General features: G+C 52.0%; 15 protein-coding genes. 6 read left to right on the forward strand and 9 right to left on the reverse strand.

The annotated features are described in order from the left end of the window. The first annotated feature begins 14 nt into the window (after nt 1-14). The 3 genes from LCS67_RS11120 (at nt 15) to LCS67_RS11130 (ending at nt 3,655) form a co-directional block, all read left to right on the forward strand. Nucleotides 15-1,670 carry a glucan biosynthesis protein D gene (locus LCS67_RS11120; protein ID WP_001081945.1) on the forward strand — a complete coding sequence of 552 codons (1,656 nt, stop codon included), beginning with the start codon at nt 15-17 and terminating at the stop codon, nt 1,668-1,670. A 195-nt stretch (nt 1,671-1,865) separates the two neighbouring features. Further along, nucleotides 1,866-2,441 (forward strand): YceI family protein, encoded by a 576-nt coding sequence (locus tag LCS67_RS11125; protein ID WP_001024319.1) that lies wholly within the window; start codon nt 1,866-1,868, stop codon nt 2,439-2,441. A gap of 11 nt (nt 2,442-2,452) precedes the next feature. After that, nucleotides 2,453-3,655, forward strand: coding sequence for a lactate oxidase (locus LCS67_RS11130; protein WP_000848083.1), 1,203 nt, complete (start codon nt 2,453-2,455; stop codon nt 3,653-3,655). Nucleotides 3,656-3,701: 46 nt separating this feature from the next. On the opposite strand, the gene aac(6') is transcribed toward LCS67_RS11130, so the two are convergent. The 8 genes from aac(6') to LCS67_RS11170 all read right to left on the reverse strand — a co-directional run bounded on the left by aac(6') (nt 3,702) and on the right by LCS67_RS11170 (nt 9,699). Further along, nucleotides 3,702-4,139 (reverse strand): cryptic aminoglycoside N-acetyltransferase AAC(6')-Iy/Iaa, encoded by a 438-nt coding sequence (aac(6'), locus tag LCS67_RS11135; RefSeq protein ID WP_000354599.1) that lies wholly within the window; start codon nt 4,137-4,139, stop codon nt 3,702-3,704. Next, nucleotides 4,139-4,930, reverse strand: coding sequence for a DeoR/GlpR family DNA-binding transcription regulator (locus LCS67_RS11140; RefSeq protein ID WP_023197658.1), 792 nt, complete (start codon nt 4,928-4,930; stop codon nt 4,139-4,141). The genes aac(6') and LCS67_RS11140 overlap by 1 nt, the downstream gene beginning before the upstream one ends. A 15-nt stretch (nt 4,931-4,945) precedes the next feature. After that, complete coding sequence (locus LCS67_RS11145; RefSeq protein WP_000600603.1) at nt 4,946-5,578, reverse strand: ribulose-phosphate 3 epimerase family protein; 633 nt, start codon at nt 5,576-5,578, stop codon at nt 4,946-4,948. An 11-nt stretch (nt 5,579-5,589) separates the two neighbouring features. Next, a complete protein-coding gene (gene sgcA / locus LCS67_RS11150; RefSeq protein WP_000606456.1) occupies nt 5,590-6,027 on the reverse strand; it encodes an SgcA family PTS sugar transporter subunit IIA in 438 nt (145 codons plus the stop codon). A gap of 131 nt (nt 6,028-6,158) precedes the next feature. Further along, entirely contained in the window at nt 6,159-6,965 is an 807-nt protein-coding gene (sgcQ, locus tag LCS67_RS11155; protein ID WP_000118616.1) for a BtpA family protein SgcQ, read from the reverse strand. 13 nt (nt 6,966-6,978) lie between these two features. Beyond that, nucleotides 6,979-8,292, reverse strand: coding sequence for a PTS sugar transporter subunit IIC SgcC (sgcC, locus tag LCS67_RS11160; protein WP_000460835.1), 1,314 nt, complete (start codon nt 8,290-8,292; stop codon nt 6,979-6,981). 10 nt (nt 8,293-8,302) lie between these two features. Beyond that, complete coding sequence (gene sgcB, locus LCS67_RS11165; RefSeq protein WP_000976132.1) at nt 8,303-8,584, reverse strand: PTS sugar transporter subunit IIB SgcB; 282 nt, start codon at nt 8,582-8,584, stop codon at nt 8,303-8,305. Beyond that, nucleotides 8,581-9,699: a M42 family metallopeptidase gene (locus LCS67_RS11170; protein ID WP_000144624.1), complete on the reverse strand. Its 1,119-nt coding sequence runs from the start codon at nt 9,697-9,699 to the stop codon at nt 8,581-8,583. Before LCS67_RS11170 ends, sgcB begins: the two co-directional genes overlap by 4 nt. Before the next feature lie 216 nt (nt 9,700-9,915). Here LCS67_RS11170 and rimL point away from each other — a divergent pair, with 216 nt between their 5' ends. After that, nucleotides 9,916-10,455 (forward strand): 50S ribosomal protein L7/L12-serine acetyltransferase, encoded by a 540-nt coding sequence (rimL, locus tag LCS67_RS11175; RefSeq protein ID WP_000229299.1) that lies wholly within the window; start codon nt 9,916-9,918, stop codon nt 10,453-10,455. Here rimL and ydcK read toward each other — a convergent pair. After that, on the reverse strand, nt 10,452-11,432 hold the full coding sequence (gene ydcK / locus LCS67_RS11180; RefSeq protein ID WP_031569112.1) for a YdcK family protein: 981 nt from the start codon (nt 11,430-11,432) through the stop codon (nt 10,452-10,454). The two genes, rimL and ydcK, sit on opposite strands and share 4 nt — an antisense overlap. A gap of 106 nt (nt 11,433-11,538) precedes the next feature. Here ydcK and tehA point away from each other — a divergent pair, with 106 nt between their 5' ends. Both tehA and tehB read left to right on the forward strand, forming a co-directional pair. Further along, on the forward strand, nt 11,539-12,552 hold the full coding sequence (tehA, locus tag LCS67_RS11185) for a dicarboxylate transporter/tellurite-resistance protein TehA (RefSeq protein WP_001243996.1): 1,014 nt from the start codon (nt 11,539-11,541) through the stop codon (nt 12,550-12,552). Further along, entirely contained in the window at nt 12,539-13,135 is a 597-nt protein-coding gene (gene tehB / locus LCS67_RS11190) for a tellurite resistance methyltransferase TehB (protein WP_000218279.1), read from the forward strand. The genes tehA and tehB overlap by 14 nt, the downstream gene beginning before the upstream one ends. The last annotated feature ends 90 nt before the right edge of the window (nt 13,136-13,225 follow it).

Here is a 13,225-nt window from a genome sequence, read left to right on the forward strand (position 1 = left end):
ACTCATTTTCAGGTATGAATCGTAGACGATTTATTAAAGGTTCAATGGCAATGGCCGCCGTGTGCGGTTCCAGCGGTATTGCTTCACTCTTTTCTCAGGCGGCGTTTGCCGCGGAATCCGATATTGCGGATGGTAAAATTGTCCGTTTTGATTTTGCTGGTCTGCAATCAATGGCCCAGGCGTTAGCGAAAAAGCCCTGGGGCGGCGCGCCGGGACCCTTGCCGGATACGCTCGCCAATCTGACGCCGCAGGCCTATAACAGCATTCAGTATGACGCGGCGCATTCACTCTGGAACGGTGTTGCCAACCGGCAGCTCGATATTCAGTTTTTCCACGTAGGGATGGGCTTTCGTCGTCGCGTACGCATGTTTTCCGTTGATACGACGACGCATCTTGCTCGCGAGATTCATTTTCGCCCGGAACTGTTTAAATACAACGATGCCGGCGTCGATACGACGCAACTGGAAGGGCAGAGCGATCTCGGTTTCGCCGGTTTCCGTGTCTTTAAAGCGCCGGAACTGGCGCGGCGCGATGTCGTCTCCTTCCTGGGCGCCAGTTATTTCCGGGCGGTAGATGATACTTATCAGTATGGCCTGTCGGCTCGCGGGCTGGCGATAGATACCTATACTGACGGTCAGGAAGAGTTCCCTGACTTCACCGCATTCTGGTTTGACACCGCGAAGCCGGGCGATACTACATTTACCGTTTACGCTCTGCTGGACAGCGCCAGCGTGACGGGCGCGTATAAATTTGTGATTCATTGCGAAAAATCGCAGGTGATCATGGATGTAGAAAACCATCTCTACGCCCGTAAAGATATTAAGCAACTTGGCATTGCGCCGATGACCAGTATGTTTAGCTGTGGGAATAATGAACGCCGGGTATGCGACACCATTCATCCGCAAATTCACGATTCCGATCGGCTGGCGATGTGGCGGGGTAACGGCGAGTGGATTTGCCGCCCGCTGAATAATCCGCAGAAATTGCAGTTCAATGCATATATGGACGATAACCCAAAAGGGTTCGGCCTGCTGCAACTCGATCGTGATTTCTCGCATTATCAGGATGTGATGGGCTGGTACAACAAACGTCCGAGCCTGTGGGTGGAGCCGCGCAGTAAGTGGGGGAAAGGCGCGGTTAGCCTGATGGAGATCCCAACCACTGGTGAAACTCTGGATAATGTGGTCTGTTTCTGGCAGCCGGAAAAAGCGATCAAAGCCGGGGATGCGCTGGCGTTCAATTATCGTTTGTACTGGAGCGCGCAGCCGCCGGTACAATCGCCGCTTGCGCGGGTCATGGCGACCCGTACAGGGATGGGCGGATTTCCCGAAGGTTGGGCGCCGGGCGAACATTACCCGGATAAATGGGCGCGCCGTTTTGCTATTGATTTTGTCGGCGGCGATCTGAAAGCGGCCGCGCCAAAAGGCATTGAGCCGGTGATTACGCTCTCCAGTGGCGAGGCGAAGCAGATTGAGATCCTCTACGTAGAGCCTTTCGACGGTTATCGTATCCAGTTTGACTGGTATCCGACCTCGGATTCTACGGCACCGGTGGATATGCGTATGTTCCTGCGCTGCCAGGGGGAGGCTATCAGCGAAACCTGGCTGTATCAGTATTTCCCGCCCGCGCCGGATAAGCGCCGTTATGTCGACGATCGTATCATGCGTTAGTCAGTTTGCCTTCTGTACCGCCACAAAGGCGGTACAGGTTGCGGAAATTGCCCTGGCATAAACTCATTCGTGAGCCGCTGTTTTTGTGACACGGCCTTTCCATCGTTCTATTTTTGCAACAGTCCTTCCTGTTTATCCCTCTCGATCCTGCGGACAGGGGACATTAAGATAGCTTCACCTTATTTAAGATATAAAGTGAATATAATGAAAAAGAGTTTTCTTGGTGCTGTCCTGTCTCTGGGTTTATTAAGTGCTGCTCATGCAGATGTATATAAATTTGATAATACGCATACCAATGCGGTATTTAATATCGATCATTTCCAGACCTCAACCAATCATGGCGGGTTTTATGCTATTAGCGGCGAACTGAAATATCAGCCGGAAAAGCAAGTCGCAGAGATGCGCGTGACGATTCCCGTGAGCGCCTTAAATACCGGGGTGGATGCGTTTGATAACCATATTCGCAGTAGCGATATTCTGGATGCGGAAAAATATCCAGAAATAGTATTTAAATCGACAAAATGGCATTTTGAAGATAATAAACCGGTTTCTATTGACGGTTTGCTAACAATGAAGGGAGTAACTAAGCCCGTCACCTTAACCACCACCAAGTTTGGCTGTTATATGAGCCCGATATTCAAGGCGCAGGTTTGCGGTGGTGATTTTGTCACGCAAATAGATCGCACCCAGTGGGGTGTAGATTATCTGGTCGATATGGGGATGACGAAAGTTGTCGATATAAAAATCCAGGCAGAAGCGGTTAAGCAATAAAGGGAATGATGATGAAAACTCATCACCTCATTCGGGTAGTGGCCTCGCTGGCGATGTTGGCAACGTCAGGTCTGGCTTATGCTGAAGAGTACAAAGCCAGCACGGACGAAAAAGCAATAAAAATGACGAACGTAGCCTCTCTGGAAGCGCGCGTTCAAGCCAGAATGGAGAAAGGGGCATTTGGTTATATTCGCGGTGGAGCCGAAGATGAGAATAACCTTCGCAGCAACACCGAAAGCTTTGACAAAAAATATATTATGCCGCGCGTATTACAGGGCATTGAGTTAAAAGAGATCGATTTATCAACGCAGCTACTGGGTATTCCGCTTAAAACGCCTATAATCCAGGCACCGATGGCAGCGCAGGGCCTGGCCCACGCCTCCGGAGAGTTGGCGACGGCGAAAGGCATGGCGCAGGTCGGTTCGATTTTCTCGTTGAGCACTTATGGCAACAAGACCATCGAAGAGGTGGCTAACGTTTCCGGGAAAAATCCGTTCTTCTTCCAGCTTTATATGAGTAAGAATAATCAATTTAACGAATTTATTCTTGCACAAGCGGTAAAGCATGGCGCTAAAGCGATTATTCTGACCGTAGATTCGCCTGTCGGTGGCTATCGGGAAGAAGATATTAAAAATAACTTCCAGTTCCCGTTGGGCTTTGCAAACCTGGAAATGTTCGCCAGAAAAAATGACGATGGTTCAAAAACCGGCAAAGGGGCAGGGATAAGTGAAATTTACGCGCAGGCTAAACAAGCCTTTACGCCGGAGGATATTGCCTATGTACATCGTATTTCCGGTCTGCCGGTTATCGTAAAAGGCATTCAGTCGCCGGAGGATGCTGAAATTGCTATCCAGGCCGGAGCCGCAGGAATATGGGTTTCTAATCATGGTGGTCGTCAATTAGACAGCGGGCCGTCCTCATTCGATATGCTTCCTGCGATTGCAAAAGTCGTCAACAAGCGAGTGCCTGTTATTTTTGACAGTGGAGTACGCCGTGGTTCGCACGTATTCAAAGCGTTAGCCAGCGGAGCGGATATTGTGGCGGTTGGCCGGCCTGTATTATACGGTCTTAATCTTGGCGGCGCTCAGGGTGTGGCATCAGTGATTGAACAGCTAAACAAAGAGCTGACAATTAACATGATGTTGGGTGGCGCCAGGAATATTGAACAAGTGAAAATGACACGCTTGTTAACTGAAAAAGATCTGCCCCAGTAATATAAAGGTCGGGTACTATACCCGACCTTTTACTGTGTGATTTCCCTCAACAACGCTTCCGGTAGAAAATGACGCGCTCTGTTTCCTCAAATCCTAACGCCTGGTGAACTTTCTGGGAAATTGTATTTTCCGGCGAGGTATCGGAGGCCATTTCCCGACACCCTTTATTCGTTCCCCATCGTTGCACCGCTGCAATCAATTGTTTCGCTACGCCGCGTTGACGGAACGAGGGGAGAACAAAAATACCTTCAAGGAAAACCACGGGCGAACTGTCACAGCCATTGACATAATCGTGGCGGATTGAGGCATCCGCAAAGCCAGTCGCCACCCCGTCTGCCATCGCAATAAATGATGCCAGATGATCGGCTTGCAGAATTTCTTCGCCGTCCGCCAGATGGGCGTCGTCCGGGTGATCAGGCCAGAGCTGTTTTCGCAATCCGCGCCAGTGCTCCAGATGGGTTTTGTTCATGTGCCTGATGTCCATTAACGCGCTCCTGATGAGGGGGTTGACATGATGAGACGGCATCCCGCCTGCTGATAACGTCGGGCGATAGCAGACGGGAGCGCACTGTCGCTAAGAATGGTAGTAATACAGGACAGCGTCGCCACCGCATGGGGTTCTACAGTATCAAACTTTGAGTGATCGGCCATCAATATGACCTCGCGTGAGCGCTGAATAATGCGCGTTTTAACGCCCACTTCAAACATGGTAGCGTTGGTGATGCCCGTTTCAATCGACAGCGCATCGCAGGAGATAAAGGCGCGTTCAACGGCAAAGGCGTTAATCATCTCCAGCGCCAGACTCTCGCCCACCGAAAAGTAGCCGGGGCGGATCAGTCCGCCGATAATGTAGCTCTCTACGTGTGGGAAGCCACCCAGTTCATTAGCGATTTTGATGTCATTGCAAATGACTTTTACTTTGGCGTCAACCAGACATTTTGCCAGTTCCAGACAGGTGGAGCCGGAGTCGAGAAAAAAGCAGTCTCCATCCTTGATGAACGTGCGGGCGAGGGCGGCGATTTCGCGTTTCGCCTCACTTTGTAACGTTCGCTTAACGTCGAAAACATATTCTTTATCTTCCGTGCTGTCGTCGAAGTCAATACAACCATGGCCGCGAACCATTCCGGGATAACGGCTGGCGATATAGTGAAAATCCCGGCGTACGGTTGCCTCTGCATAGCCAAAAAGCTCAATAGCTTGTTGTGTTGAGAGGTGCCTGTGTTGCCAAAGGTAATGCAACATCTGTTTGATACGGTCGGGGCGCTGTTGGCTCATCAGCATATGACTCCTTTATAGCGCGGTGTATTGTGACAACGTCACATCATAGTTCGCCGTCGTGAACAACGCCCGGCCAATCACCAGATGCTGTGCGCCTGCGGCGGCAAGCAGCCGTGCGGCGCGAAGTGTAATACCGCCGTCCGCCCAGCATTCCGCAGCAGGGAAATGCTCTCTGCTCTGACTCACTTTTTCACACATCGCGGCGATAAATTGCTGCCCGCGCCCGTCGGGTTCGCTGGTCATGATCATCAGCGCATCCAGTTGCAATGCCAGATAACGATAGGGCAATAGCGGCGTTGCCGGGTTAAGCGCCAGTCCTGCTTTCGCCCCGATAGCGCGAATATCCGCCAGAATCTCCGAGGGGTTTTGCACGCTTTCGGCATGAATGAAAATCCAGCCGGGGCGGATAGCTGCAAGCCAGGGTAGCCAGCGTTGCGGTGATGAGACCATCAGGTGAAATGAGAGCGGATGGCGAGTGTGTTGTGCGACTGCCTGAATGGTTTTCATACCGAAGGTAATATTGTTGATGAAACTGGTATCTTCGATATCCAGATGCAGCGAGCCGAGAGGCGCATCGTGTAAAGCGGTCAACGCCTCGGCATAGCGCAGCGGATCGGCGGAGGCCAGTGAAGGGTGCAGGATCATCGGAACCTCCATCAGCGCAATGCGGTTAATTGCGCGAAAAGCGCGGTATCATTTGGCGCATTTTGCAGCATCGCGACGCTTTCCGGCGAGTCGAGCCACTGGCTGATGCGTTGAATGGTGCGAATATGTGCTTCAGCATCCGTGGCGCTGGCGCAAAGCAACAGCCAGATGGGATCGCAATCCGCATTGCCGAAAGCGACCGGCGTTGCTAACGTAGTGACGCTGATTTGATTATGGTTGGCGCCTTGCTCCGGTCTGGCATGGGGCAGCGCAATCCCCGGCGCGATAAGATAATATGGCCCCCATTTAAGGGTGTTCTCAATAATACCGTCCAGGTAGCAGGGGGCCGCCGCGCCGAAGGTAATCAGCGGACGAACGGCGATATCCAGCGCGTGTCGCCAGTCGCTGGCATGGCGTTGCGCCTGAACCCACTTAACATCATTAATCATCGATCGTTGACTCCTTGCCGGTTCGGGTTACTCTGAAACCGATCCCCGGCGTGTCTTTTGGCGAAGGCGACGGAGATCGGCAGAAGAGTTATCGCTCTCTGCAGGGGATAAGCGTTTTGCTTATCCCCATTTTATTGTCGGATATGGCGTACTTTCTCCATAAACTTCGCCACGCGCGCCTGGTCAACAAAGTTGGCGAAGACGCCGTCTTTTTTAAACGTGGTTGCCGTTACGCATCCGTCGGCAATGCAGAGCTGCTCCTCGACGTTTTCCAGACACACCCCGGTATTCGCCAGCACGACCGTGTCGGGGACGGTCTCTTTTACCCGCTTCAGTATGGCGCTATCCGTGCGAGCGCCCGCCGTCAGCCCCGAGACGCACAGGGCATCGGGGTTATTGTTAAATACGGTCGATTTCGCAATTGAACAGACATCCCGGTTTCCCAGATACACCGCCGCTTCTGGAACGATGTTAAACAACGTTTTCACGTGACTTGCGCCGATGCGATGCTGATGGCGAATGGTTTCGCCGACATTCGTATCCCAGACGCCAAAATCGCTGGCGTAAGCGCCGGTGAAAATTTCGCGAATAAATTTTGCGTCGGTCGCCATCGCCAAATCAAACGAGGCCACAGGGTCCCACAACACGTTTACCCCAAACGGTACGCGAATTTCACTCATTAACTGACCGATGATTCTTGCCATCGCGGCGGTCGTTTCCGGTCTGACTTTCGTTAAATAAGGCAGACTAAATTCGTTGGAGAACATCACCGCATCCACGCCGCCATTTTGTAGCGCCATTAAATCGTCATGGGCGCGGTCAATTACCCAGTTCATGCCTTTCCTGGTATCGAACCCGGGATCGCCCGGCAACGCCCGTAAATGGCACATGGCGATAACGGCTTTTTCTGTTCCTATTACCTCTTTTAGCCAACTCATTCTGGGTTGCTCCTTATTCCGGTAGTTCACGTTTACGTAAGACAAGTATGATGCTGGCGACAATGCCGACCACAATAACCACGCCAATCATGCCCAGCGACATCAATTCAGATATTGACCAGCCAAACATATTTCCCACCGACAGCGCGGTAATTTGCGCGTTTTCAGCGGCGAAACTAAAGCCGCCTTTGAGCGCCATATCGGTAAAGTACGGTGCAAACTGGGTGGCGATCAGCAAAACGGTAATCATGACAATGATGCCGCTGAGCAGAGTACGAATCAGATCGCCGCGATGAATAACCGTGGCCATGCAGATAAAAAATGGCGCGACCGGTAAATCAGCCAGCGGCAGGACTTTATTGCCCGGCAGTATGCTCGCCAGAATTAACATGATGGGAATTAACAGCAGTCCAACCGCGATGGTGGTCGGGTGGCCTAACGTCACTGCGGTATCCAGACCGATAAAGACTTCGCGCCCTTTAAAGTGTTTCTGGAAGAACTTACGCGCGCCGTCGGAAATGGGCATTAACCCCTCAACGATAAGGCGAATCATGCGCGGAAACAGCACCATAATCGCCGCCACGGTAATCATTAAGGTTGCGCACCCTTTAAAGCCTTCGCCTGCGGCAAGTCCGAAGATCAGCCCGAGAACAACACCAATGATCACCGGGTCGCCGACCATCCCATACCGTTTTTGGATCTCCTGAGCGTCAATATTGCGTCCTTTCATAAACGGTATTTTTTCGTATATCGCATCCAGTAATACGAACAACGGCACGGAACTGGAGCCATACCCTTGCGGAATAGAAATCCCTTCCAGACCCACAATGTTCTGTACCCGTTTCGCCGTCCAGTCGGCCATTTTCAACGACAAGGCGGCGTGGCAAATCGCGCCCAGTACGCCATAAATCAGACTGCCGGTCATCAACTGGACGACCGTTCCGGTAATGGCGTAGTGCCAGTAGTTATAAATATCAACGTTCATGGTTTTGGTCAGACGAGTCACCAACATACCGACGTTGAGCAGAAAGATAACGGGAATGATCATAGCGCCGATGGCCGTCGCATAGCCGACGCCGGACGCGGGCCCGGCGCCGACGTCAAACACATGCAGCGTCAGGCCAAAACGCTCAATCATCACTTTAATCGGCGGACTGAGACTGTCGATCGCCATGACGATCACCAACCCCATGCCGACAAAACCGATGCCGACCGTCACCCCGGCTTTCACCGCCTGCAGCCAGGGAATACGAAAGATTAAGCCGATGATAATCATAATGATGGGCACAAAGACGGTGCCGCCGAGAGACAGGATGTAATCAAACATAATGCCCCCTTTATTGTGTTAACAGCGCCTTGATTTCTTGTTTTAATGCGTCGTCGTTGATGCCTGTCAGCAGGGCGGCGCCGTTGAGCGTCGGGATGCCATAGTCACTGTGCGTACGCATGGACGTTACGATGAGATCCATACCGTTACAGTTCAACGGGATCTCATTCAGACAACATTGCGCCGTGGTTGCCGCAATGCCTTGCTCCGCAAGAAAGTCCTGCAGTTTTTGTGCAATCATGGTTGATGTCGACATGCCGGTACCACATGCCACAAGGATCTTTTTCATCATGGTCGTGCCTCTTGTGTAGCGCCTGTTTCAGGCTCAATGGGAAACTGTTCTGGCGACATATTGGCCAGCGCAGTCAGTAAACGGATACAATCAGTCAGGTCGCGCAGGCTGGCGACTTCGGCTGGCGAGTGGGTATAGCGGCAAGGAATAGAAAGGCTGGCGCAGGGAATACCGTCCAGTTCAACCTGAATGTAGCCGGTTTCGGTGATGACGCCTGGCGCGACTTCTCGCTGTACGGGAATATTATTTTCGTGCGCGGTGGTCTCCAGCATCCGCAGCAAACGCGGCGGCGTAATCAGTCCCGCCAACGTACCGCGTCCGTGATAGTTCAGACAGGTGATGCCGACGCCGTGGTTGACCCGCACATCTGAGTAATCCTGCAGGTCAGGCGTGTCGCAGGATGGGGTGATATCAATACCAATCGCCAGGTCGGGGCGCACGCGTCGTAAAACGGGAATAATACCGCGAATATTGAACTCTTCCTGTACCGACGCGACCAGGAATACCGCGATATCAAGCGGTGTGGAGGCGAGGGCCTCGGCGACGCCCAGTAGCGCCGTACACCCCAGCCTGTCATCCAGCGCCTTACTGCATACCAGGTCGTTGCCCAGACAGTGCGGCGGGTTGTAAAGGGTTACTGGCGTCCCCACCTGAATACCCATTCGTTCGGCATCCGCTTTATCTTTTGCGCCGATATCAATCCAGAGTTTATCGAGAGCGGGAGGCTGGGTGCGCTCGTCACCCTTCGCGAAGTGATATGCTTTAATACCGATACAGCCCATGATATCGCCTGAACGTCCGGCAAGCGTCACAATCGAACCGGGCATAGTAATTTGCGCCGGGCCGCCCACGCGTTCAAAACGTAAAAAACCGGAGGGTTCGATCTTGCGTACCATAAAACCCACTTCATCCATATGCGCAAAAATCATCAGGCGAAGCGCGTCGGATTTATCGCTGCCATAACGGGCGACGACATTGCCCAGGCGATCCCGCCAGACGTCTTTGGCCTGCTGTTCAAACGCGTGCTGCATAACGTTTGCAATACTGCTTTCATGTCCTGAAATCCCGTTTAGCCGCAGTAAAGAAAAAAGCGTTTCCTGCACAGAAAAGGTCATTGGCGTCTCCGTGGTGATAAAACAATCAGTTGTTGAGCGTTTTATAGGCGGAGAATGGTTGGATAAGTGTGAAATGTGTCACGCGGAAATACGCTAAATAGGGCCAATAAAAAATAATGTGATGGCGATACAATAAAAACGCTCATATCACCTGCGGGTTATCGGTAAACCAGGCTATTTATGTGATTACGACCAACAACGAAGAAGGGCAACGCGATGGTGGAAATTATTCCTGTTAGCACGACGCTGGAACTGCAAGCGGCAGATGAAAGTCATGTTCCGGCGCTGCACCAACTGGTACTCAAAAACAAAACGTGGCTACAACAGTCGCTCGACTGGCCGCAATATGTCACGTCGCAGGAGGAAACGCGTAAGCATGTGCAGGGTAATATACTGTTGCACCAGCGTGGTTACGCCAAAATGTACCTGATTTTCTGCCAGAATGAGATGGCGGGCGTACTCTCATTTAATGCCATCGAACCGGTAAACAAAGCCGCCTATATCGGTTACTGGCTGGATGAGTCCCTCCAGGGACAAGGGATAATGTCGCAATCATTACAGGCGCTGATGACACATTATGCCCGGCGCGGCGATATTCGGCGCTTCGTCATTAAATGCCGCGTTGATAATCAGGCCAGTAATGCGGTCGCACGGCGCAACCATTTTACGCTGGAAGGCTGTATGAAACAGGCCGAGTATCTTAACGGCGACTATCACGACGTTAATATGTATGCCCGCATTATTGATGCGGATTAAAGGGAACCGACTAAGGGGGTACGCGTAATACGATCCTCGCCATTGATCACTTTTGGGCCGCGCAGGTGAATAGTATTGCCGTCAAACGCTATCACCGCCGCCCGTCCGCTAATCTCGACCTGGTGCTCAATCAGAATTTCGCCCTGTATACAGGCATGGCCTTCAATCAGCACGCGGTCGTCCAGTAAAATCGGGCCTCCGCGTACCTCTGCATGTCCGCCTACCAGCACATGATGTTTTAACACACAGTTGCCTTCGATTAACGCATGTTCCGCTACCTGCGAGCTGTAGCGAAGGGTAGGGATAGCATCTTCCTCTGTGCCGGCGATAACCCGCGCATGGCCATAGACTTTGGCGCAGTCACAGATCCAGACATTATTGTCTTTGTTGCCTTCGATGAGCGCGAAATCAAAGACCTCCGCCCGGTGCTCAATAAAAGCGTGTGTGATAGTGGCGTCGCCATAAAGCTGTACCTGATGGACAATCCGCGAATGGCTCAGGGTGGCGCGATCGTAAATTTGTAAAATCTGCGCATGTTCATGCGTTAGTCCCTGAACGGCGAGAATTTCTGACTGGTTTAACACGCGGGCATCGCCATAAATCGCACACTCTCCGCGCACGGAAGAGGACTGAATGGTGACGTTGTCACTTATCCGTGCGCCATCGCTGATATCAGCGCGATCAATCCAGACGTTATCGCCTATTCGCACGTTATTGTAGAGCGTGCACGGCAGCGTGATACGCGCATTACCCGTAATTTCCGTGCCCGCAAAGGCCATCGCGTTTTCATCATAAATCCAGCAATCCCCCTGTTGTGACAGCACATTATCGGCATCAACCCAGCCGCCGGAGGTTCCGGCTTTAACATCGTTAAAATCCGTTACGGCAATAACTTGTCGTAATAAGACGCTTTTCTTCTCACCGTCTACCTGATAAGTAAAAGCACGAGGTTCTTCACTCAGTCGATATTTGGTCATAGGGAAATTCCGTGTGAACGATTAAGATAACCGTAGCAAAGGTACTGGCGAAACAACCAGAAATTCCATAAAATGCATTTCAAATATACTTTATAAATTAAACAAAATGCGTAATCACAAGCAGAGCGATCGCGTGCTCAATCTGCCTGCGGGCTATTTTGGCATCGTCCTTGGCACTATCGGTATGGGATTCGCCTGGCGTTATGCCAGCCAGATATGGGCAATAAGCCACTGGCCCGGCGACATCATGGTGATCCTGGCGATGATTATTTGGGCACTCTTGACCCTGGCGTTCCTTAGCCGTCTGGTGCGCTTTCCCCATAGCGTGATGGCTGAAGTGCGACATCCGGTAATGAGCAGTTTTGTCAGCCTGTTTCCCGCCACCACGATGCTGGTCGCGATCGGCTTCGTTCCCTGGTATCGCCCGTTGGCCGTTGCGCTATTCAGCGTGGGTGTCGTCATACAACTGGCGTATGCCGCCTGGCAGACGGCGGGACTTTGGCGCGGAGCGCATCCGGAAGAAGCGACAACCCCGGGGCTTTATCTGCCCACGGTAGCGAATAATTTTATCAGCGCCATGGCCTGTGGAGCGCTCGGTTACAATGATGCCGGACTGGTGTTTTTAGGCGCAGGCGTTTTTTCGTGGTTAAGTCTGGAACCGGTTATTTTGCAGCGACTGCGTAGCTGCGGCGAATTACCGGCGGTGCTGCGTACGTCGTTGGGTATCCAACTGGCGCCCGCGCTGGTCGCCTGTAGCGCCTGGCTGAGCGTCAATGGCGGGGAGGGCGACACGCTGGCGAAAATGCTATTCGGCTACGGTCTGTTACAGCTTTTATTTATGCTGCGATTAATGCCCTGGTATTTATCACAACCGTTTAATGCTTCTTTCTGGAGTTTTTCGTTCGGCGTTTCCGCGCTGGCGACCACGGGGTTACATCTTGGTCACGGTAGTGAATCAGGGCTTTTCCATATTCTGGCCGTCCCGCTGTTTATTTTCACTAACGCTATTATCGCCTTATTGCTGGTTCGTACATTTCTATTGCTGGTGCAGGGGACGTTGCTTATTCGCACTGAGCGCGCTGCACTGTTGAAAACGGAGGAAAAAAATGACCGTTCGTGACGAAAATTACTTTACTGAGAAATACGGATTAACCCGCACGCATTCGGATGTGCTGGCGGCGGCAAAGGTTGTCGCGCCGGGCCGAACGCTGGATTTGGGATGCGGCAATGGCCGCAATAGTCTGTATCTGGCCGCGAACGGTTATGACGTTACCGCGTGGGATAAAAATCCGGCCAGTATGGCTAACCTTGAGCGTATTAAAGCGGCAGAAGGGCTGGATAATCTGCAAACCGACCTTGTCGATCTGAATACATTGACCTTTGACGGCGAGTACGATTTTATTCTCTCGACGGTGGTTATGATGTTTCTTGAGGCGCAAACCATTCCCGGTTTAATTGCCAATATGCAACGCTGCACAAAACCCGGCGGGTATAATTTGATTGTTGCGGCAATGGATACGCCGGATTTTCCCTGTACGGTGGGATTCCCGTTCGCTTTTAAAGAAGGCGAATTACGCCGCTATTACGAAGGATGGGACATGCTGAAATACAACGAAGATGTCGGCGAGCTTCACCGCACGGACGAAAACGGCAACCGTATCAAACTGCGCTTTGCTACGATGCTGGCGAGAAAACCGGCCTGACCGATGCAAGTTCTGTAAGTCTCGCTGCGTTCGGCATTTTTTTGTCGGGCGCCGCGTTCAAATTGTGCTGTCGTTACCATTTTTAGTGCA

Origin of the sequence: Salmonella sp. A7, from assembly GCF_020181675.1 — a bacterium.
Classification (GTDB): Bacteria; Pseudomonadota; Gammaproteobacteria; order Enterobacterales; family Enterobacteriaceae; genus Salmonella; species Salmonella enterica.